This window comes from Myxococcus hansupus (assembly GCF_000280925.3).
Lineage (GTDB): Bacteria > Myxococcota > Myxococcia > Myxococcales > Myxococcaceae > Myxococcus > Myxococcus hansupus.
The window spans coordinates 3,947,373-3,971,819 of the sequence record NZ_CP012109.1 but is presented as its reverse complement, the minus strand read 5'-3'; the positions used below and the strand labels follow the sequence as shown (position 1 = coordinate 3,971,819).

At 70.3% G+C, this 24,447-nt stretch carries 2 protein-coding genes (1 of these 2 cut by a window edge); one reads left to right on the top strand and one right to left on the bottom strand.

Annotation, left to right across the window (positions count from 1 at the left end; genetic code table 11):
* Nucleotides 1-22,097, top strand: the 3' portion of a protein-coding gene (locus A176_RS15195; protein WP_049872310.1) for a hybrid non-ribosomal peptide synthetase/type I polyketide synthase. The gene continues 10,528 nt to the left of window position 1, outside the view; the window shows 22,097 of its 32,625 coding nt (coding positions 10,529-32,625); its start codon lies off the left edge, out of view; it ends in the stop codon at nt 22,095-22,097.
* Here the strand turns inward: A176_RS15195 and A176_RS15190 are convergent.
* The gene (locus A176_RS15190) at nt 22,084-24,447 is read right to left on the bottom strand and encodes a patatin-like phospholipase family protein (RefSeq protein WP_226994326.1); all 2,364 of its coding nucleotides are present in this window, start codon (nt 24,445-24,447) and stop codon (nt 22,084-22,086) included. The genes A176_RS15195 and A176_RS15190 overlap by 14 nt on opposite strands.

Sequence of the window (24,447 nt, the reverse complement as noted above, 5' to 3'; positions counted from 1 at the left end):
GCCCGACGGAGAACACCGTCGCCACCACGACCTTCGCCATGACGGAGGCCTCCCAGGTGGGGGCCTCGGTCCCCATTGGCGGGCCTCTGCACAACACGCGGACGTACGTGCTGGACACGAAGCTTCAGCCCGTCCCCGTGGGCGTGCCGGGCGAGCTGTTCATCGGCGGTGATGGCCTCGCGCGCGGCTACGTCTCCCGCCCGGACCTCACGGCGGAGCGCTTCGTCCCCCACCCTTTCGCCACCCAGCCGGGTGAACGGCTCTACCGGACAGGCGACATCGTGCGCTGGCGGCCGGACGGGCTGCTGGAGTTCGTGGGCCGCACGGACCAGCAGGTGAAGGTGCGCGGCTTCCGCATCGAGCTGGCGGATGTCGAAGCCGGCCTGCGTGCGCTGCCGGGCGTGGTGGATGCCGCGGCCGTGGTGCGTGAGGACAGCCCCGGCGACAAGCGGTTGGTGGCCTATGTCATGGGCGCGGGGGCCTCGGTGCTGGACGCGTCGTCCCTGCGCGCCGGGATGCGGGAACGGCTTCCCGAGTACATGGTGCCGTCCTTCTTCGTGGTGCTCCCGGCGCTTCCCCTGAACACCAGCGGGAAGGTGGACCGGAAGGCCCTGCCCGCGCCGGACCGTGTGTCCACCGGACGCGAAGGCCGCTTCGTGGAGCCCGCGAGCCCCCTGGAGTCTCAGCTCGCGAGCCTGTGGGCCGGGGAGCTGGGCGCCGAGCGCATCGGCGTCCACGACCATCTCTTCGATGACCTGGGTGGCACATCCCTGTCAGTGGTCCGCATCTCTGCACGCATGCGAGAGGCGCTGGCTCGGGACATCCCCGTGGTGTGGCTCTTCGAGCACCCCACCGTGCACCGGCTCGCGCGAATCCTGGAGTCGGACTCCCGGGGCGCGCCCGCCGCGCAGCCTTCGAGCGAGGCACCCACGCACGCTGCGGCGCCCGAGCCGAAGGCCCCGCGCGAACCAGCGCGGCCCGCCTCGGTCTCCGGCGCTGTCGCCATCATCGGCATGTCGGGCCGCTTCCCGGGCGCGGACTCCGTCCAGGCGTTCTGGAAGAACCTGCGGGAGGGTGTCGAATCCATCTCCCGCTTCGCCCCCGAGGAGGTGGATCGGCTGCCGGGACTCCCGGACGGCGTGGAGCTGTCACAGCACCCCGCCTTCGTGCCAGCGGGCGGCGTGCTGGACGACATCGACGCGTTCGACCCGGGCTTCTTCGACGTGTCGCTCCGTGAGGCGCAGTGGATGGACCCGCAGCAGCGGCTCTTCCTCCAGTGCGCCTGGGCGGCGCTGGAGGACGCTGGCGTCGATCCGGAGCGCTTCCCGGAGGCCATCTCGCTCTACGCGGGGGCCATGGACTCCGGGTACGCCGAGTCCGTCCACGCGACGGTGCCACTCGACGGCGCGGCGCTGTTCGAAATCTACGGCAGCACCACGCACGACAGCCTGGCCACGAAGACGTCGTTCAAGCTGGGGCTCACCGGCGAGAGCGTGCTCGTCCACACGGCGTGCTCCACGGGTCTGGTCGCGGTCCACCTCGCTTGCCAGAACCTGTTGGCGGGGCAGTCCGGCGTGGCCATGGCGGGCGCGACGCGCATCGCGGTGCCGCAGCGCACGGGCTACGTCTATCAGGAGGGGCTCATCCATTCTCCGGATGGGCACTGCCGCAGCTTCGACGCCAAGGCGCAGGGCACCGTCATTGGAAGTGGCGTCGCGTGTGTCGTGCTCAAGCGACTGGAGGATGCGCAGCGGGATGGCGACGCCATCTACGCCGTCATCAAGGCCAGCGCGACGAACAACGACGGCCGCCACAAGTCCAGCTACATGGCGCCCAGCGTGCAGGGGCAGACGGCGGTCATCCAGCAGGCGCTCGTTCGTTCCGGCGTGAAGCCCCAGGACATTGGCTACGTGGAAGCCCACGGCACGGCGACGCCGCTGGGCGACCCCATCGAGGTCGCGGCGCTCCAGCGGGCGTACGGCCTGGGCGCGGAGCACCGGGGCACCATCGCCCTGGCTTCACTCAAGAGCAACGTCGGGCACCTGGACACGGTGGCCGGGCTCGCGGGCCTCATCAAGGTCGCGCTGTCCCTGCACCATGGCGAAGTCCCTCCCAGCCTGCACTTCGAGCGCCCCAACCCGCAGATCGCTTTCGACTCCGGTCCCTTCTTCGTCAACACCACCCTCCGGCCGTGGCCGAGGGGCGAGGCGCCGCGGTTCGCGGCCGTCAGCTCCTTCGGCATTGGTGGCACCAACGCCCACGCCGTGCTCGAGGAGTCTCCCGTGGCCCACAGTGGCACTACCACCCGCTCCCATCAGGTCGTCACCTTGTCGGCGAGGACGCCCGAGGCGCTGGAGGCGGCGACCCAGCGGCTCGCCTCGCATGCGGAAGCGCAGGCGGGGAACCTGTCCCTGGCGGACCTCGCCTTCACGCACGCGGTGGGCCGCAAGGGCTTCGAGGTCCGGCGCACCGTGGTGGCGCGCGACGCCGAGGAGCTGGCCCGTGTCCTGCGCAAGCCGTACACGCCCGTGCGGCTCAAGCCAGATGACCTGGTGCGCGGACGCCGGGTGGCCTTCATCTTCCCCGGCCAGGGGGCGCAGCAAGCCGGCATGGGGCGCGAGCTGTACGAAGCCGAGCCCGCGTTCCGCGGCGCCGTGGACGCGAGCCTGGCGTTGCTCGACCCCGACCTGCGTGCGCGTGTCCGCGGATTGATGCTGGCCGCATCGAGCGAGGACGCGGAGACCGCGGCCTGGCTGGCCGATACCCGCGTGGCACTGCCCGCGCTGTTCATCCTGGAGTCCGCCCTGGCGCGGATGTGGATGGACTGGGGACTGAGGCCGCATGCCGTGCTGGGCCACAGCTTCGGTGAGTACGCGGCGGCGCACCTCTCCGGGGTGCTGTCACTGGAGGACGGGCTCCGGCTCGCGGTGGCGCGCGGTGAGCTGATGCACCGCATGCCCCCGGGCGCCATGCTCGCGGTGGCGCTGCCGGAGGCGCAGGTTCGTCCGATGGTGACCGGAAGGCTGTCCCTGGCCGCCATCAACGGGCCGGACCGGTGCGTCGTCGCGGGGCCCATTCCGGAGGTGGAGCGACTCCAGGCCGCGCTGAAGCAACAGGAGGTGGGCGCCGTCCGGATGCCCGCGCCGCATGCCTTCCACTCGGCCGATGTGGAGCCGCTGATGCCCGCGATGGCGAGCGTGGTCGCCTCGCTGAAGCGTGAGGAGCCGTCGCTGCGCTACGCCTCCAGCGTCACCGGACGCTGGGCACAGCCGGGCACCCTGGCCCGGCCCGAGTACTGGGCCGACCAGATGCGCGAGCCGGTGCGGTTCCTGGACGCGGTGGGTTCGCTGCTGGAAGACGGGTGCAGCCTGTTGCTCGAGGTCGGCCCCGGGCAGGACCTGACGCCGTTGGTGCGTGCCTGCCTGGGCGCGGACAAGGCGCGCGTCAAGGCCGTGGCCACCCTGCGCCGGGGTGGCTCCACGCCGGAGCACGCGAGCCTGCTCGCCTCCGTGGGTGAGCTGTGGACGCTAGGCGTGCCCGTGGATTGGAGCGCGTTCTATCGGCATGAGCAGCGCCAGAAGCTGCACTTGCCGAGCTATCCCTTCCAGAAGAAGCGCTGCTGGGTGGAGGCGCCCGCGACCGGCGCCGCGACCGTGGTGCCTCGGGGCTTGTCGGCGCCCCAGACGTACTCGGCGCCCCACGCTCACTCAGCCCCCCAGGCTTACCCAGCGCATCAGGCTCAATCGGCGTCCCAAGCTCACTCAGCTCCTCAGGCGTACCCAGCGTCCCAGGCTCGCTCTGCGCCCCAGGATTCCTCAGCGCTCCGCGCTCATTCGGCGCCCCAAGCCCAATCGGCGCCCCAGGCGTACTCGGCGCCCCAGGCCCATGCAGTGTCTCAGTCTCACTCGGGGCTCCAGCCTCACTCGGGGCTCCAGCCTCACTCGGGGCTCCAGCCTCACTCGGGGCTCCAGCCTCACTCGGCGCTCCAGCCTCACTCGGCGCTCCAGCCTCACTCGGCGCTCCAGCCTCACTCGGGGCGCCAGCCTCACTCGGGGCGCCAGCCTCACTCGGGGCTCCAGCCTCAATCGGGGCTCCAGCCTCAATCGGGGCTCCAGCCCCACTCGGGGCTCCAGCCTCACTCGGCGCCCCAGCCTCACTCGGGGCTCCAGCCTCACTCGGGGCTCCAGCCTCACTCGGCGTCTCAGGCCCATTCGGCGCTCCTTGCTCAACCGGCACACATCCCCACGCCGGGCGCCGAAGCGGTCACCGCCGCAGCGTCCCTGAGCGGGAACTCTCCGGGCATGGCGGGAACCGCGCCCCACCTCGCGCCGGGAACTTCCGGTGCGAGCACGGTCAGCTCCTCCGCCAGTGAGGGGGCTCTCCCCGTTCGCGAGGACGCGCCGCGAGGCGACATCGAGGAGCGGCTCGCCGCACTGTGGAGAGACCGCCTCGGTGTGGAGTTCGTCGGACGAGACGACAACTTCCTGGAGATCGGCGGCAACTCGCTGATGGCGGCGCAGTTGCTCAACCATGTCCGGAGCACCTTCGGCGTCCAGCTCCCCCTGGCCGCCTTGTTCGAGGCCCCCACGGTCGCGGGCATCGCGGAGCGGATCGTTCCGCTGCTGAGTCAGGCTCCGGCGGCGGAGGCCACGAGGATGCTGGCCCTCGCGCCTCGGCCGCGCACCCAGTCTCTGCCCCTGTCCTTCGTTCAGGAGCGCGTCTGGCGACTGGAGCAACACATCCCTGGCCTCTCCGCCTACAACATCCCGTTCGTCCTGCGGCTCGAAGGCGCTATCGACACGCGACTGCTCGAACGCTGCGTGCAGGAGGTCGTCCGCCGCCACGAAGCCCTGCGCACCACGTATGCGGAGGTGGACGGCCAGCCCGTGCAGCGGTTCCACGCGGAGATGCACGTCCCTCTGGTCCAGGTCACGCTGACGGGACCGAAGGAGCACCGCGAGGCCGAGGCCATGCGTCTGGCGCGCGAGGATGCCGCGGGTCCCTTCGACCTGGTGAACGGGCCGGTGGTCCGGACCACGCTGCTCGAACTGGACACCCAGCACTACATGCTGCTGGGCAACATCCACCACGTCGTCTGCGACACCCTCTCCATCTCCCTCTTCATCAGCGAGCTGTTCCAGCTCTACGTCGCCTTCCAGCAGGGACTGCCCTCCCCGCTTCCGCCGCTCCCCGTGCAGTACGCGGACTTCGGCGCCTGGCAGCGGCAGGTCTTCGAGGAGGGCTTGCTGCAGGAGGAGCAGGAGCAGTGGTGGCGCCAGCGCCTCACCGCGTTGCCGAAGCACCTGGGCCTTCCCACCGACCGGCCCAGGCCCGCGGTGTGCCCGCTCACCTCGGCGCGCATCCACGTGGAGTTCACGCCCGAGCTCTCACAGGCGCTGCTCGCCTTCGGTAAGCGCGAGGGCTTCACGGCGTACATGGTGTTGCTGGCCGCGTGGAAGGCGCTGCTGCATCGCTACAGCGGCCAGACGGACATCATCGTGGGCACGCCCATCGCCAACCGGACGCGGCCGGAGCTGTTGCCGCTCATCGGGTACGTGGCCCACTCCGTGGCCTTCCGGGTGAGCTTCTCCGATGACCCGTCGTTCACCGCGCTGCTGCACCGCGTGCGGCAGGAGGTCAACGAGGTCCAATCCCGTCCCGACGTGCCCTTCGAGTACCTGGTCGCGTCGTTGGTGCCCGGCAAGGACATTGGCCGTGAGCGCATCATGGACTCGCTCTTCGTCTTCCATGCGAACGAGGGCGTCGGCGGCGCGGCGCTGGCGCTGACCGGCGTTCGGGGCACGGTGGTGGAGGTCCCCAATGCGCCCGTCCAGTGGGGCGGCACGCTGGGCGACCTGACCCTGGTGCTGGGCGACAACGCGGGCCGCATCCACGGCGCGCTGGAGTACGCCACCGAGCTGTTCGACGAAGCCACCGTTCATCGAATGGGCGAGCACCTGCAATCCCTGCTCGCCTCGGCGCTGGCCCAGCCGTCCGAGCATGTCTCCCGCTTGAGCCTCGTCACCGAGACGGACCGCCGGACCTGGCCGTCGCCCCGGTCGAAGCCGGTCTCCACGTCGGTGCCCGCCCTGCTGGCGGAGCGCGCCGCGCAGCAGCCGCAGGCCATGGCAACTGTGCAAGGCGCCACCCACTGGACGTGGGCGACGCTGGCCGAGCGGGCCCGCGCGGTCGCCACCTGTTTGGGGACGATGGGGGTTCGCGCGGGTGAACCCGTGGCGGTGTGCCTGCCGCCCTCCCCCGAGAAGCTGGCGGTGCTGTGGGGTGTGCTCGAAGCAGGCGCCGCCGTGGTGACGTTGGGGGCTTCCGAGCTCGGCACGCTGTCCGACTATGCGCCGGAAGGCGCCCGGGTGCCGGTGCTCATCACCCAGAACGACGTGACGACCTCCGCCCGATTGGACGCCGCGCGGACCGTGTTCCTCGATGACGCATGGGCGGCCTCGGGAACTCGTGGCGCGGTGGGGCATCCCACCGTGGATTCGCTGGCGTGGCTCCTCCCCGTCGGGAAGAAGGACCAGGCCACCTGGGCCCTGGACCATCACGGGCTCGCGGCGTTCTTCGAGGGGCTCGACGCGCGCCTGCACCCCGCGGAAGGCACCACGTGGCTGGCGGCGACGGACGGCGCGGCGGACCGGCCTGAACTGGAGACCCTGTGGGCGCTCTCGCGCGGCCTGCGCGTGGCGTTCCCCTCCGCCCAGGTGACGGAGCGGCTGGTCCGGCTGCACTCCGGCGGCCCCCGCCAGGGCGCCATGGACGTGAGCCTGCTCTACTTCGCCAACGACGAGGATTCGCTCTCGGGGCCCAAGTACGAGCTGCTGATTGAAGGCTCGAAGTTCGCGGACGCCCACGGCTTCTCCGCGGTGTGGACGCCGGAGCGCCACTTCCACTCGTTCGGCGGGCTCTATCCGCAGCCCGCGGTGGTCGCGGCGGCGCTGGCCACCGTGACGCGCAACCTGCGGCTCCGCTCCGGCAGCGTGGTGCTCCCGCTGCACGACCCGCTGCAGATCGCCGAGCAGTGGTCCGTGGTGGACAACCTGTCCGGCGGCCGCGTGGGCCTGTCGGTGGCCACGGGCTGGCACGTGGCGGACTTCGCCTTCGCGCCGGAGAACTTCGAGGACCGCCGCAACATCCTGATGCGGCACCTCCAGACGCTGCGGTCCCTGTGGCGCGGCGAGAAGCTCCGCCGCACGGGTGGCGGCGGCGTGACGGTGGAGGTCGGCCTGCGCCCCAAGCCCGTCCAGACAGAGCTCCCCGTGTGGCTCACGGCCGCCAGCAGCCCGGAGACCTTCCGGCTCGCGGGCGAGGTAGGCGCGGGCGTGCTCACCGGACTGCTGACCCAGTCGCTCGAGGATCTGAAGCCGAAGGTGGCGCTGTACCGCGAGGCGTGGCGTCGCAATGGCCACCCGGGGCGCGGCCACGTCACGTTGATGCTCCACACGTTCATCGGCGACGACGAGCAGGACGTCCTGCACACCGTCCGCAAGCCGCTGCTGCGTTACTTCCGAAGCTCGGCGGAGATCGCCGCGTCGCTGCTGGCGGCCCAAGGCTTCCAGGGCGAAATCGACAAGGTGTCCGAGGCCGACCTCGAGGCCATGCTGGAGCACACCTTCGAGCACCACGCCAAGGGAACGGGGCTCATCGGCACCGTGGAGAGCGGGCTGCGGCGGATGGAGCAGGTCCGCGGCTCCGACGTGGATGAGGTGGCCTGCCTCATCGATTTCGGTCTGGAGACGCCGGTGGTGCTGGAGGGCCTGCGCCGGCTGGCCACGATGCGTGAGCGGATGGAGCAGGCCGCCGTCCATCAGCGTGAACACGTGCGCGTGGAGGCCGGTCAGGGCGTGGAGGAGCTGCTGGAGCTGGCGCGTCAGTCCGGCGCGGTGATGCTCCAGGCGTCGGCGCGGTTGGCCCGAACGCTCGCGGAGCTGCCGAAGGCGCGCGAGGCGCTGAAGCCCGTGGGCGCGGTGGTGCTCGAAGGTGCGTCGGCGGAGCTGGCCCATTCCTTGGTGGAGGCGTCTGAAACCAAGGTGCTGCTCGCGGGCGACGTGTCCGAGGGCGTGCTGTTGCCGCGCATGCCGAACGAGCGCATTCCGGATGGGCTCCAGGCGTGGGTGCTGGATGCCGCCGGGATGCCCGTGCCGCCGGGCGTCGTCGGTGAACTGGCGCTGGAAGGCGTCGGGTTGCCGGGGCGGTTGTGGCGCGCGCGGGAGGAGGAGCACCGCCGGCTGGTGCCCCACCCGGCCCGCGCGAGTGCCCGCCTGTTCCGCACGGGGCGCCACGTCCGGATTCGGATGGATGGCCGCGTGGAACCCGTGACGCTTCCGGCCTCGCCAGTCATCAAGCCGCCGGTGGCCCGACCCGCGACCTCCGGCGCGAAGCCGCGGACGCCTGAGCCGGTCCAGCCCGTGCCGGCCGCGCCGCCCGCGATTTCTCGCGTGCCCAGGGACCGTCCCCTGCCCCTGTCCTTCGCGCAGCAGCGGCTCTGGTACCTCCAGCAGCTCGACCCGGACAACACCGCCTACAACAACGGCTCCAGCTTCCGGCTCGTGGGCGCGCTGGACACCGAGGCGCTCCGGGCCGCGGTGAACGAAATGGTGCGGCGGCACGAGGTCCTGCGCACCACGTACACGCTGACCGAGCACGGCGCCGTGCAGGTCATCCACCCCGAGTTCACGCTGCCCCTGCCGGTGGAAGACGTCCCGGGCGCCACGGCCGAGGCGCGGGAAGCCGAGATGTTGCGCCGCTGCCAGGCGCTGGGCGCGGAGCCCTTCGACCTGGAGCGAGGCCCGGTCATCCGGGCGTTGCTGCTGCGCCTCAGCCCCCATGAGCACGTCCTCAGCCTGATGCAGCACCACGTCATCTCCGACGCCTGGGGCACGCTCGTCGTGGGCAACGAGCTGTCCGTGCTCTACCCGTGCTTCAGCGCGGGCCTCGAGTCACCCCTGCCGCCCCTGCCCGTGCAGTACGCGGACTACGCGGTGTGGCAACGCGAGTGGCTGGAGGGCGCGGTCATGGACGCGCAGATCCAATGGTGGAAGTCGGAGCTGGCGGGCGTCTCCGCGTTGGAGCTGCCCACGGACCGGCCTCGGCCCGCGGTGCAGTCGTACTCGGGTGGATCCTGCTCGTTCTTGATTCCGTCCGATGTGACGGAGCCTCTGTTGGCCTTTGGTCGGCGCGAGGGCGCCACGTCGTTCATGGTCCTGCTGGCGCTGTTCCAGGCCGTGCTGGGGCGGACGTCCGGTCAGGAGGACTTCGCGGTGGGCATCCCCATCGCGGGCCGCACGCAACCGGAGGTGGAGGGCCTGCTGGGATGCTTCGTGAACACGCTCGCGATGCGTTCACGACTGGCGGGCGGCCCGTCGTTCCGGGAGCTGCTCCACCGCGTGAAGCGGCAGTCGCTCGACGCGTTCACGAATCAGGACGCGCCGTTCGAGCGGGTCATCGAAGCGCTGCAGCTTCCGCGAGACCAGAGCCGTACGCCGGTCTTCCAGGTCGTGCTGAACGTGGTCAACACGCCCAAGGTCGACGTGGCGCATCAGTCACTGCAACTCAGCCAGATCGCGCTTCCCGCGGACTCTTCCAAGTTCGACCTGAGCCTGGAACTCCTGGAGAACAAGAGCGAGCTGAACTGCCGATTCGAGTACGCGTCCAGTCTCTTCGACAGCGACACGATGGAGCGTCTCGCGCAGCGCTTGGTTGAACTCGCGCGGAAGGTCGTGGCGTTCCCGGACCTCTCGTTGTCCCGTGTGCCCCTCTTCACCGAGGTCGAACGGGCGCAGGTGTTGGAGGCGTTCCAGGGACGGCGCGAGGTGTACCCGGCGAAGGACACGCTGCACGGGTTGGTGGAGGCGCAGGCCGAACGGACGCCGGATGCGGTGGCGGTGACGTTCGAGTCGGAGCACGTGACGTACCGGGAGCTGGAGGCCCGGGCGAATCAGGTGGCGCACCAGCTTCGTGGGATGAGGGTCGGCGTCGAGTCGCTGGTGGGGGTGTGCCTGGAGCGCTCGGTGGACATGGTGGTCGCGCTGCTGGGCGTGCTGAAGGCGGGAGCGGCGTACGTGCCGTTGGACCCGGCGTACCCGCGAGAGCGTCTCACGGGGATGTTGGAGGACAGCGGCGCGACGGTGCTGCTGACGCATGAGAAGCACGAGGGCGTGTTGGCTGCGTCTCCGGCGCGGGTGGTGCTGCTGGACGCGCAGCGGGACGAGGTGTCGCGACTCCCAGTGACGCGTCCGTCCGTGCCGCAGATGGGCCCGGAGGCGCTGGCGTACGTCATCTTCACGTCGGGCAGCACGGGCCGCCCCAAGGGGGCGATGAATGCGCACGGAGCCATCGCCAACCGGCTGAGGTGGATGCAGCAGGAGTACGGGCTGGGCGGCGAGGACGTGGTGCTGCAGAAGACGCCCTTCAGCTTCGACGTGTCGGTGTGGGAGTTCTTCTGGCCGTTGTCGGTGGGAGCACGGTTGGTGGTGGCCCGTCCCGGAGGCCACCAGGAGCCGGCGTACCTTGCAAAGGTGGTGAAGGAGGAGCGCGTCAGCACGCTGCACTTCGTGCCCTCCATGCTGCGTGCCTTCATAGAAGAGCCCGGGCTGGAGGGACTGGGCGCCCTGCGCCGGGTGGTGTGCAGCGGCGAGGCGCTGGACGCGGAGTTGGTGAAGAAGGCGTACGCGCGGCTGCCGAGGACGGTGGAGGTGCACAACCTCTACGGGCCGACGGAAGCGGCGGTGGACGTCAGTTACTGGCCCTGCCCCCGTGACGCCCAGTTGGCGCGGATTCCCATCGGCGGGCCGGTGGCGAACACGGTGCTGTACGTGCTGGACGGGCACGGGCAGCCGACGCCGGTGGGCATTCCGGGTGAGTTGCACATCGGCGGCGTGCAGGTGGGCCGCGGTTACCGGCAGCGCCCGGAGCTGACAGCGGAGCGCTTCATCCCGGACGCCTTCAGCGGAACACCGGGTGCGCGCTTGTACCGCACCGGAGACGTGGCGCGGTGGTTGCCGGACGGAACGTTGGAGTACCTGGGCCGAGCGGACTTCCAGGTGAAGCTGCGCGGCTTCCGCATCGAGCTGGGCGAAATCGAAGCGGCCCTGCGCGGACACCCGGGTGTGCGTGACGCGGTGGCGGTCGTTCGCCAAGAAGCTCAAGGCGACGCGCGCCTCATCGCCTACGTGACGGGGGACGCGGAGCCGCTGACGCCCGCTGCACTGCAAGCGCATCTGCAGAAGCAGCTTCCCTCGCACATGGTGCCCTCGGTGTTCATGCACCTGGGCGTCCTTCCGCTGAACCCCAGCGGCAAGGTGGACCGCAAGGCCCTGCCGGCGCCCGAGGCCCCTACGGCACAGCAGGGCCAATACGTGGCCCCGAGAACCCCCACGGAGGAGGCCCTGGCGGACCTCTTCTCCCAGGTGCTCGGCGTGCGCCGCGTCGGTGTCCACGATGGGTTCTTCGAACTGGGAGGCCACTCGCTGCTGGCGACCCAGGTCGTGGTGCGCGTGCGCGCGCAGTTCGGCGTCGAACTGCCGCTCCGGACCTTCTTCGAAGCGCCATCCGTGGCGGGACTCGCGGGGTTCCTGGATGCACAGCGGCACGTGCCCACCTCTCCGGCCAAGGCTCTGCCGCCCCTGGTGCCCGTGGACCGTGCCTCCTCGCTGCCCCTGTCCTTCGCGCAGCAGCGGCTGTGGTTCGTCAGCCAGCTCAGTGAGTCGGGCAACAGCGCGTACAACCTCGCCTTCCCGTTGAAGCTCCGGGGCGCGTTGAACCTGCCAGCGCTCCAGCAAAGCTTCGACGAGCTGGTGCGGCGTCACGAATCCCTCCGCACGACCTTCCGCTTGGAAGGCAACGCCCCGGTCCAGGTCATCCACCCGCCGGCGGGGGTTCCGCTGGAGGTCCTCGACCTGTCGGACCTGACGGACGCCGAGGTCCGTGACGAAGAGTCGCTGCGACTCGTCCAGGAAGAAGCCCGGTATCCCTTCGACCTGGAACAGGGCCCGCTGATGCGAGCCCTGCTGATGAAGCAGTCGGTCACGGAGCACGTGCTGGTGCTCAACCTGCACCACATCGTCACGGATGGCTGGTCCAACGGCGTCATGGTTCGCGAGCTGGCCGCGCTCTATGCGGCCTTCAGCCAGGGCCAGCCGTCGCCCCTGCCCGCCCTCCCCGTCCAGTACGCGGACTTCGCGATGTGGCAGCGGCAATGGCTCCAGGGTGAGGTCCTGGACGCGCAGCTCGACTACTGGCGCGGCAAGCTCGCCGGGGCTCCGTCCCAAATGGAGCTACCCACCGACAAGCCGCGTCCGGCCCAGCAGTCCTTCCGTGGCGCCGGCACGGCGCTCAGCCTGTCGAACCGGCTGAGCGAGGCCGTGGAGCTGCTCGCGAAGCGCGAGGCCGCCACGCCGTTCATGGTGTTGCTCGCGGCGTTCCAGGTGGTGCTGAGCCGGTACTCGGGACAGGAGGACATCCTGGTGGGCTCGCCCATCGCCGGTCGGCGTCAGGCGGAGTCCGAAGCGCTCATCGGGTTCTTCGTCAACAACCTGGTCCTGCGCACCCGCGTCCAGGGCCGCGACACGTTCCGTGCGTTGCTGGCGCAGGTCCGGGAGTCGACGCTGGGCGCGTACGAGCACCAGGACGTCCCGTTCGACAAGCTGGTCGAGGTCCTCCATCCCGAGCGCGACCCGAGCCGCTCGCCGCTGTTCCAGGTCTCCTTCACCCTGCACAACGCGCCACTCCCCGCGCTGTCCCTGGCGGGCCTGACGCTGTCGCTCGAAGAGCCGCCGTCCAGCGTCAGCCGCTTCGACCTGGAGCTTCAGCTCCAGCGCACGGCGCAGGGGTTCGAGGGCGGCATCACCTACAACACCGCGCTGTTCACCGAGGACACGGCGGTGAGGATGAGTCGCCGTCTGGCCACGCTGCTCGAAGCGGCCGTGGCGTCGCCCGACGTCCCGCTGTCCCGCATCTCGTTGCTGACCGCGGACGAGCGGCAGCAGGTGTTGACGGAGGTGAATGCCACCGCGGTGGACTACCCGCGCGACACGGCCATTCATGCACTGTTCGCCGCCCAGGCGGCGCGGAGCCCGGGCGCCGTGGCGGTGTCCTCGGCGACGAGGCCCCTGACGTACCGGCAGCTCGACCAGCGCGCGAACCAGCTCGCCCACCACCTGCGCACGGTGGGCGTGCGTCCCGGTGCCCGGGTGGGCTTGTGCGTCGAGCGCTCGCCGGAGCTCATCGTTGGCATGTTGGGCATCCTCAAGGCCGGAGCGGCCTACGTGCCCGTGGAGCCCCGGCAGCCCGCGGAGCGCATCACCGCGCTAATGCACGATGCGCGCGTCAGCGTCCTCCTGAGTCAGGACGCGATCGCGGAGGAGTTGCCGGATACGGGTTGCCCGCTCGTGCTCCTCGACGCGGAGGCACAGGCCATTGGCACCCAGCCCGTGACTCCGCCCGAACTCTCGGTCGGTGGTGACGACCTGGCCTACGTGATGTTCACCTCCGGCAGCACGGGCCGCCCCAAGGGCGTCGGTGTTCCGCACAGAGGTGTGGTGCGCCTGGTCAAGGGCAGCCACTTCGTCCGGTTCGGTCCTCGGGAGGTCTTCCTCCAGTTGGCGCCCGCGGCGTTCGATGCCTCGACGTTCGAAATCTGGGGTGCCCTTCTCCATGGGGCGCGCCTGGTGCTCGCGCCGCCCAAGGCGCTGGCAGTCGAGGACCTGGGAGCGCTCCTGGTCCGTGAAGGCATCACCACGCTGTGGTTGACGGCCGCCCTCTTCGAGCAGGTGGCCGCGAGCCAGGGAGACGCGCTGTCCCAGGTGCGGCAGGTGCTCGCGGGAGGTGATGTCCTGTCCGTGCCTCGCGTGCGAGAACACCTGGCGCGGCTTGCGCCGGAGGCAGTGCTCGTCAACGGCTACGGCCCCACGGAGAACACGACCTTCTCCGCGACGCAGGCTCTTCGCGCGGGTGACCGGCTGGGACGCTCCGTGCCCCTGGGCAGGCCGATCGCCAACTCCACCACCTATGTGTTGGATGTGGACCTGAACCCCGCTCCGCCTGATGTCCCCGGCGAGCTGTATGTCGGCGGAGACGGTCTGGCTTGGGGCTACCTCGAACAGCCCGCGCTCACCGCCGAGCGCTTCATCCCGCATCCCTTCGCCCCCACTCCGGGGGCTCGGCTGTACCGCACGGGAGATCGGGCGCGCTGGCGTCCGGACGGGACCTTGGAGTTCCTGGGCCGCGTCGACTTCCAGGTGAAGGTGCGCGGCTTCCGCATCGAACCGGCGGAGGTCGAGGCCGTGCTCCGTCAGTTCGCGGGGGTCGAGGACACGGTGGTCGTGGCGCGTGAGGACGCCCCTGGCGACAGGCGGCTGGTGGCCTACGTGAGCACGGAAGCGCCGGCCCAGATGGACGTGGCCGCGCTCCGCTCCTTCGTCCAGAAGCAGTTGCCGGACTACATGGTCCCCTCGGCCTTCGTGGCGCTGTCCGCGTTGCCGCTGAACGCCAACGGCAAGGTGGACCGAAAGGCCCTGCCCAAGCCGGGGGCTCCGAAGCCCATGGTGTCCCAGGCCGCGGAAGGTGCCCCGCGGAGTCCGCTGGAGGCACAGCTCGTCTTCATCTGGTCGGAAGTCCTGGGGGCCGCGCGGGTCGGCATCCATGACGACTTCTTCGAGCTGGGTGGGCACTCGCTCCTGGCCACGCAGGTCGTCACTCGCGTGCGTGAGGCCCTGGGCGTGGACCTGTCTTTGGGCGACCTGTTCGCCAGGCCCACCGTGGCGGGCCTGGCTGAACACCTGGGCCCCGTGGCCGGTGCGGCCGGGCCCCGGACGCCGACCATCGCCAAGGCGCCGCGCACCGGGGACCTGCCCCTGTCCTTCGCGCAGCAGCGCCTGTGGTTCATCGACCAGATGGAGCCGGGCAACACCCACTACAACGTCCCCCTGCCCCTTCAGTTGGACGGAGTGCTGGACGCGTCGGCGCTGCAACGGAGCCTGGAGGAGCTGGTTCGCCGGCACGAAATCCTGCGGACCACCTTCCGCGCCGTGGCGGGCCAGCCCGTCCAGGTCATCCACCCCTCCGTGTCCGTGCCCTTCGAGCACGTGGACCTGTCGGGCATCCCGGACGAAGCGCTCCGGCGCGCCGACGCCGTGCGCCGCGCCACCGAGGAAGCCCGGCGTCCCTTCGACCTGAGCCAAGGGCCGATGTTGCGCACGCTGCTGCTCCGGCTGGGGGCCCGCGAGTCCCTGCTGCTCCTGCACGTTCACCACATCGTCTCGGATGGCTGGTCCCTGGGCGTGCTCGTGCGCGAACTCACGGCGCTGTACGGCGCGTTCCGCCAGGGGCGGCCCTCTCCACTGCCGGCGCTCCCGGTGCAGTACGCGGACTACGCGGTGTGGCAGCGCTCCGACGCGTCCACGAAGCGCCTGGAGGCCCAGCTCGATTGGTGGAAGGCGCGGTTGGCGGGTGCGCCGCACGCGCTGGAGTTGCCCACGGACAAGGCGCGCCCGGCGGTCTACTCGTACCGTGGCGCGACGCTGCACGTGGGCCTGGGGCGGGAGTTGACCCAGCGGGTGGAAGCCCGAGCCCAGAGTGAGGGCGTCACGCCGTTCATGTTGCTGCTGGCGGTGTACCAACTGTTGCTCCAGCGGCACACGGGCCAGGACGACGTGCTGGTGGGCTCGCCCATCGCCAACCGCACGCAGGGCGCCACCGAGGGACTCATCGGGTTCTTCGTGAACACGCTGGTGCTGCGGGCACGCTTCACGCCCGGACTCACGCCGCGTCAGTTGCTGGCGCAAGTGCGCGACACCACCCTGGGCGCGTACGAACACCAGGACCTGCCCTTCGAGCGACTGGTGGAGGAGCTCAACCCTTCGAGGGATCCGAGCCGTCCCGCGTTGGTCCAGTCCCTGTTCGCGGTCCAGAACGCGCCGGTTCCCGAACTGGCCCTGCCCGAGCTGATCGTCCGCCCGGCGGACCTGGGAGAAGCAGGCGTCGCCCTGGCCGAGGTCAGCCTGGAGCTGGCTCGCACCTCGGAGGGATACGCGGGAACGCTGAAGTACAGCACCGACCTGTTCGAGGCCGGCACGGCCGAACGGCTCTTCGAGCACTACCGGCGGTTGCTGGAGGGTTTCCTCGACGGTCCGGACGCGAGCGTCGAGTCCTTGCCGGTGATGACGGGCGCCGAGGAGCACCGGCTCCTGGCGGAATGGAGCGGCGCCGCCGTCGCCACGGCGCCGCACGGTGCGCTGTTCCCTGCGCGCATCGAGCAACACGCCGCGACGACGCCGGAAGCCCCCGCCGTGGTGCTGGGCGAGCAGGTGCTGACGTACGCCCAGCTCAATGCACGGGCGAACCAGCTCGCCGCGCACCTGCGCACGCTGGGGGTCGCCGCGGAGACACGGGTGGCGCTGTGCCTGGAGCGCACGCCCGAGGCCCTCATCGCGTTGTTGGCGGTGCTCAAGGCCGGTGGGGCCTTCGTGCCCATCGACCCCGCCGCACCCGCGCAGCGCAAGTCGTTCGTCTTCCAGGACAGCACGGCGTCCATCCTGCTCACGGTCCAGCACCTGGCCGACGCGTGGGAGCCGGCGTTCGGGTATGTGCTGTGTCTCGACTCGGACGCGGCCCAGTTCGCATCGCTGCCCGTGACGGATGTCCCCTCGCAAGCCCGTGAAGACGACCTCGCGTACGTCATCTACACGTCGGGTTCCACGGGCACGCCGAAGGGCGTCATGGTGCAGCACCGCAGCTTCCTGGCGATGCAATCCGGCATGGCCCAGGTGTTCCCGTCGGAGCGGGGAGCCCCTCGGCGCGTCAGTCTCAACGCGCCGCTGCACTTCGACGGCTCCCTCGTGTCGATTGTGCGCCTGGCTGACGGGGACTGCCTGTGCCTGGTGCCAGAAGACACTCGGAAGAACCCCGAGGCCCTGGTGGCGTGGGTTCAGGCGCAGCGCGTGGACGTGCTCGACTGCGCGCCCGCCCAGTTGGCGTTGATGGTCGAGGCCGGGTTGCTGGACGCGCCGCACGTCCCCGCGCGAATCATCAGCGGGGGCGAGGCCATCTCACCTGCCCTGTGGAACCGGTTGGCCCGCACGGAACGGACGGAAGCGTTCAACGCCTATGGCCCCACGGAGAGCACCGTCTGCGCCACCACGGAGCGCATCTGGCGAAGCGACAGCCAGGTGCCTCGCATCGGCAGGCCCCTGGCGGGGACCCGGCTGTACGTGTTGGACGAACACCAACGGCTGGTACCCATGGGCGCCGCGGGTGAGCTGTACATCGCGGGAGCGGGACTGGCGCGCGGCTACCTGGGCAAACCCCACCTGACGGCGGAGCGCTTCGTGCCCGACCCCTTCGCTTCGGAGCCAGGGGCGAGGATGTACCGCACGGGCGACAAGGTCCGGTGGTGCGAACCTGGGACGCTGGAGTACCTGGGCCGGCTGGACTTCCAGGTGAAGCTGCGCGGCTTCCGCGTCGAGCTGGGCGAAATCGAGATGGCCCTCCGGAGCCATCCGTTCGTGAAGGAGGCCGTGGTGCTGGCGCGCGAGGACGCGCCCGGCGGCAAGCGGCTCGTGGCCTACGTGGTGGCCGACGCGGAGTCCGCGCTGTCCGTCGAGGACCTGCGCGGGTTCCTTCAGCAGCGACTGCCCGAGTACATGCTGCCGTCGGCGTATGTGCCGCTGGACTCCCTGCCGCTGACGGCCAGTGGCAAGGTGGACCGCAAGGCGCTGCCCCACCCGGAAGTCGCGCAGGTGGCGCGCGAACGGGTCATCGAGCCCCCCGTGACGCCCACGGAAGCCACGCTGGTGGCGCTGTGGAAGACGCTGTTGCGCGTACCCGAGGTGAGCCGGCGGGACAACTTCTTCGAACTGGGAGGGCACTCGCTGCTGGCCACGCAGGTGGTGGCCCGCCTCCGCGAGACCTTTGGCGTGGAGCTGGGGCTTCAGGCGTTCTTCGAGGCCCCCACGGTCGCGGGACTCGCCGAGCGGTTGGGCGCGGCGGGCGCGACTGCCCGCCTTCCTCCGTTGACCCGGTCCTCGGCGGAAGGGCCCGTGCCGCTCTCCTTCGCGCAGCAGCGGCTCTGGTTCCTGGACCAGCTCCAGCCCGGTGGGGTTGCGTACAACATCCCCTCGGCGTTGCGACTGTCGGGGACCTTGCGGCTCCAGGCTTTGCAGCACGCCGTGGATGAACTCGTGCGGCGGCATGCGTCGCTCCGCACGACGTTCCATGCCGAGCGTGGGGAGTCCCGCCAGGTCATCCATGCGCCACGCCCGCTGCCGCTGACGGTGGTGGACCTGTCCGACATCCAGGACGAAGCGCAGCGGGAAGCGGAGGCGGCGAAGCACGCGACCGACGACGTCCAGCGGCCCTTCGACCTCGCCGCCGGTCCGTTGCTGCGTGTGACGGTGTTGAAGCTGGCTGCGTCCGAGCACGTGCTGCTGGTGTGCATGCACCACATCGTTTCGGACGGCTGGTCCATGGGCGTGCTGGTTCGGGAAGTGGCCGCGCTCTACGAGGACTTCCACGCGGGCCGTCCGGCCCGGCTGCCCGAGCTGCCGGTGCAATACGCGGACTTCGCGGTGTGGCAGCGAGAGTGGATGCGGGGCGAGGCGCTGAGCCGGCAGTTGGACTGGTGGAAGCAGCAGTTGGCCGGAGCGCCGCATGCGCTGGAGTTGCCCACCGACAAGCCGCGTCCCGCCGTGCCGAGTCACCAGGGAGCCGTCGTCCCGGTGCACCTGCCGCTGGCGCTCAGCGAGGCGGTGGAGGCGCTGTCGCAGCGCGAAGGCGCCACGCCGTTCATGGTGTTGCTGGCCGCCTTCCAGTGCGTGCTGGCCCGTCATGCCGGGCAGGAGGACGTGCTGGTGGGCTCGCCCATCGCGGGTCGTCGCCATGCGCAGACGGAGGGGTTGATTGGCTTCTTCATCAACACGCTGGCGCTGCGTGCGCGACTGACGCCGGGGCTGACCTTCCGCCAGGTGTTGGCGCAAGTGCGCGACACCACCCTGGGCGCGTACGAGCACCAGGACCTGCCCTTCGAGCGACTGGTGGAGGAACTCCAGCCCGCGCGTGACCTGGGCCGGAGCCCACTCTTCCAAGTGCTGTTTGCCTTGCAGAACGCTCCGGAGACCGAGCTGTCCCTGCCCGGACTGACACTGAGTCCCGTCGAGGCTTCGCTCGCTGTCACCAAGTTCGAGCTGGAGCTGTCGCTGGCCCGTACGTCGGACGGTTTCCGCGGAGGCCTCGTCTACAGCACTGAGTTGTTCGAGCCTGCGCGCGTGGAGCGACTGGCTGCACACCTGACGCGGGCGTTGGAGGCGGCGGTGGCCTCGCCAGACCATCTCGCGACCACCCTGCCCCTGCTCACGGAGGCGGAGCGTCGGCGGCTGTTGCTGGACGCGCACGGCGCTGATGGAAAGCGCCGTGAGCCAACGGGGGCTGATTGGGCGTCGACGTCAACGAACGGAAGCGCGACGAGCCCACGACAGGGCGAGGCGTTCCACAAGCGCTTCGAGCAACAGGCCCTGAGGACGCCAGGGTCACCCGCCGTGACGCTGGGCGCCGAGGTGCTGACGTATGCCCAGCTCAATGCTCGGGCGAATCAGCTCGCCGCGCACCTGCGAACCCTGGGCATCGCAGCGGAGACGCGAGTAGCGCTGTGCCTGGAGCGCACGCCGGAGGCCATCGTCGCGGTGTTGGCGGTGATGAAGGCCGGGGGAGCCTACGTGCCCATCGACCCGGCGGCCCCCGCGCAGCGGAAGTCGTTCGTGCTGGAAGACAGCCAGGCCGCTGTCCTGGTGACGCACCAGCGCTGCGGCGATGACTGGCAGCCGAAGGTGAAGCACCGCGTCTGCCTCGACACGGAGGCCGCACGCCTCGAGGCGCTGCCAGTGCACGACGTCCCGGAGACTGTCCACGGCGACAACGCCGCCTATGTCCTCTACACCTCGGGCTCCACGGGCATGCCCAAGGGCGTCGTGGTGCAGCATCGCGCGCTGGAGGCCCTGCACCACGCCACGGCCCAGGCCTTCTTCGACGGTCTGCCCGCCGGGCAGCGGCTGAGCCTCAACGCGCCGCTCTACTTCGACGTCAGCATGGGCCAGCTCATCCACCTGACGCAGGGAGGCCACTGCCTGTGCCTGGTCCCGGAGGAGACGCGCAAGGACCCGGAGGCCATGGTGGCGTGGCTGGAGACGCAGCGCGTGGACCTGCTGGACTGCACGCCCGCGCAACTGACGCTCTTGCTCCAGTCGGGCCTCCTGGAGCGAGCCCACGTCCCCACGAGGATTGTGTGCGCGGGCGAGGCCATGGACGCCTCGCTCTGGCGGCGACTGGCGGAATCGGGACGGACGAAAGCGTTCAACGCCTACGGCCCCACCGAGAGCACGGTGTACGCCACCTTCGCGCAGGTGCAGCAGTCCCGAGTCTCGCGAGAAACCATCCCTGTCATCGGCCAGCCGCTGACCGGGACACAGGCGTACGTGCTCGATGAGCACCTGGAGCTGTCACCCCTGGGCGCCGCGGGCGAGCTGTACCTCGCGGGCGAAGGCCTGGCTCGCGGCTACCTGGACCGTCCCTCCCTGACGGCGGAGCGCTTCGTTCCCAACCCCTTCGCGGCGACGCCGGGGGCCAGGATGTACCGCACGGGCGACAAGGCCCGTTGGCAAGAGGACGGCACGTTGGAGTACCTGGGCCGGTTGGACTTCCAGGTGAAGCTGCGTGGCTTCCGCATCGAGCTGGGCGAAATCGAAGCGACGCTGCGAAGCCTCGCCCACCTCCGCGATGCGGTCGTCCTGGCGCGCGAGGACGTGCCCGGGGACAAGCGGCTCGTGGCCTACGTGGTTCCGGACAGCACCTCCGACACCGCGCTGTCGACGGAGACACTGCGCCAACACCTCCAGCAGCGGCTGCCCGAGTACATGGTGCCGTCGGTCTTCGTGTCACTCACCGCCCTTCCCCTGACGCCCAGCGGCAAGGTGGATCGCAAGGCACTGCCACCCCCCAGGCCCGGGGACATGGGCTCGACGGAGGCCCACGTCCCGCCTCGGGATGCGCTGGAGCTTCAGTTGGTCCGAGTCTGGGAGCAGGTGCTCGGGACGGCCCCCATCAGCGTGCGCTCCAGCTTCTTCGAGCTGGGTGGGCACTCCCTGCTGGCCGTGCGGCTCGTCGCGGAGCTGCGCGAGTCGCTCGGCCAGCCCCTCCCGCTCGCCGCCCTCTTCCAGGCCCCGACGGTCGAGCAGCTCGCCGGGCTGCTGCGCCGGGAGGACGCGATGCCCTCCGCGACGTTGGTGCCGTTCGCCGCGGCCCGTGGTGGAACGGAGGTTCCGTTCTTCTGCGTGCACCCCGTCGGAGGCAACGTCCTGGCCTATGCGGAGCTGGCACGGTGGCTGAGCCCGGACCGGCCGTTCTACGGCATCCAAGCGCAGGGCCTGGATGGCGGCACGCCGCCCCGAGCCACGGTGGAGGAGATGGCCGCGGCGTATGTCACCGCCATTCGCACCGTCCAACCCGCCGGGCCCTACCTGCTGGGCGGTTGGTCCGTGGGAGGCGTCATCGCCTACGAGATGGCGCGTCAGCTTCGAGCGCAAGGCGACACGGTGGCGCTGCTCGCGCTCATCGATGCCTACACACCCGCCGTACTCAACGCCGTCGAGCCCGGACCCCATCGCGCCCAGGTCGTCGCCGCGTTCGCGAGCGACCTGCTCGGCACGGGCTTCACAGACCTGGCCCCAGACGACGCGCGGCTCCAGGGCGATTCACCTGATGCCGTGCTGGACGCACTCTGGGATGCCGGTCGCCGCGCGGGAGCACTGCCGCCCGGGATGGAACGGGAGCACCTGCAGGCCCTGCTCCAGGTCTTCGAGGCCAACCTCCTCGCCGCCCACCGTTACCAGCCCCCTGCGATGAACCCCGGTCGCGTGTTGTTGCTCAAGGCGACCGAGGGCGCGGCGGGGACTCCGGAGGACGGCGGCTGGGGCGCGCTCGTGGGCGCCGGGCTCGAAAGGCAGCTCGTGCCCGGCGACCACTACAGCGTGTTGAAGGCCCCGGGCGTCCGCGAACTGGCGGAGCGACTCCGCGAGGCCGTCAAGCTCACCACCGGGTGAGTAGGACCTCGACGCCCAGGCCCAGCTCCTTGAAGTACTTGGGCCGCCCGTGGTGAAGCTGTCGCTCTCCCTCCGTCTTCTTGAGGAGGTAGAGCGGCATCGTCAGACGCAGGCCCACCATCTCCGCCAGGTCCACGCCGAGCCGGGCCTCGGGAATCGTCAGGGCCAGCTCGTTGGGTCTGCTCATGTAGCCCGCCGACACGCCAAGGCCCGCGCGCCACCGGACATAGGGCCCCAGGTCGAGGAACGAAATGGCGCCGTTGAAGCCGTCCATGTCGGAGACGCAGTCCACATAGAGCCCCAGCGAGGCCCACCGGACGCGCGTCTCGTTGGGGACGAGCTGGTCCATGTCGCGCACTCCCAGGCCAGAGAGCACGGCGCCGAAGCGGAACTCGTTGCGGTTGTACGCGAAGTCTTCCCGGCCCTGCTCGGACGCGAGGAATGGCAGCTCCACGCCCACGCCCACGCCGCGCTGTCGCATGGCGCTGAGGGTCCAGACGTGGTGCGGCTTCGAATACGTGAGCCACTCGTCCAGGAACACGGCGCCCGCGGGGCGAAGTGGAATCTTCAAGTTCCCCTTCTGCTGTGACACCAGGCTGTGGAAGGCGCGACCCACCCGCTTGCGGACGGGCACGAGGTCCTCGCGTGTCCCCGTCGCCTCGGCGCCCTCCATGACGCCTTCGCTGTAGCGGTAGCCGGCGTCGCCCAGCGCGGTGAGCAACACGTCCACCTTGGCCTTCTGGAGCTGGCCGGCCTCCGCCTGCCGCGTCAGCGCATCCGCGGCCTGACGCAGCTTCCCCAGCTCGGGCTGCGTGTCACACACGTTCTCCACGACGCAGCGGAAGCCGGGGGACGTGATGCCCAGGACGTTCAGGACGCGCAGCTCGCGATCTCTCAGGCGCTCCTTCTCGGTGCGCGGCACCATCAGGTCCACGGCGCGCGTCGAGGTGAGCTGGGTCGACAGGAACCGGATGGCGTCCTGCATGCCTCGGTAGAAGTCGTGTTCGCGGAAGCGCCGGTCGAAGAAGCCCATCATCGCGAACTGAAACTCCGAGGGCAGGACGGAGGTGCGGCGCGGAATCTTGATGCGGCCGGACAGATTGATGTCGTGCTCCAGCGTGTTGAGCACGGCGCTGTCGCGCGCCGCGTTCATCACGTTGCCCAGGTACTGGAAATAGGCCTCGTCCAGCGGGCTGCGGGAGCCCTCGGGCCGGGCCGACGGCGAAGCCCAGTCCCAGCCGACGACGTCCTGGTCCAGGTACACGATGGGAAAGCGCGCGCGGTTGAGGACCGTCTCGCGGGATGCACTGCGCTCCACCCAGCGCGAGCCGAGCCGCACCGCCAGGTCCACCGGGTTGTTGTTGAGCACGCCGCCGTCGACGAGCGTCAAGTCCTCCAGGTCGCCCCACTGCGTCTCCTTGAAGAAGGACATCGAGACAGGCACGGGTGGGAACGCGAGGGGGAAGGCACCAGAGGCCTGCGGCGTCAGCAGCAGATTGGACAGCGACACCTCGTGCCCGCCGTCACCCGTCGGCTTGGCGCCCAGGGCCGGGTAATAGACGAGCTCCTCTGGCTTCACGCCGATGTACGGGAACTTCGCGCTGGTGGCGCCTTCGAGGAAGGGCAGCCGCGCGGTGATCTTCCCCTCCCCCTCCGTCATCACCTGGACGACCAGCTTCTCCGTCACGCGCTTCAGCTTGAACTGCGACTCCGGTCCGCCCGCGCCGAACGGGACGTCTCGGCCGCGCAGGTTCGTCACGGTGAGGCCGTAGGCGAAGGTGCAGTCTTCCTTGAAGCGCGCCTGCTTCGACTTCTCCAGGATGAGCTGCAGCGTGTCCCGCATGTGCGGCTCGCTGAACAGGTGCGTGCCTTGGGGCGCGTCATCCCGCTCCGCCGGAAGGAGCCGGTCCAGGTCGAGCTGGTCGATCCACACCGTCCAGAACAGGCTCTGCTCGGGAGACCACTGGGGCTGGGCGAAGGCCGTGTCGCAGGAGGCCAGTCCTCCGAGCAGCGCGTTCACCGCGCCCGCGGAGGCGCCCGTCCAGACGCGGGGCGCCGGATTGCCCAGCCCCGAGTCGGCGCCTTCCCGCTGCGCGACGCTCCAGAACCGAACCAGCGTGGAGATGAACCCGGCCTGATAGGCGCCCAGGCTGATGCCGCCGCTGACGACCAGGGCCGGCGCGCTGCGCTCGGTCTCCTCCGCCAGGGCGCGGGCCTGCACGGGATCTTCAATGTGCTCGGGGGCGAACTGCGTGCCCTCGGGCACCAACGAGGTGTCTTTGGCGAAGGCGCCGCCTTTCGTATCGGCGGGCACGTCGGTGACGGAGCTGTCCGTGAGCGGTGGAGACAC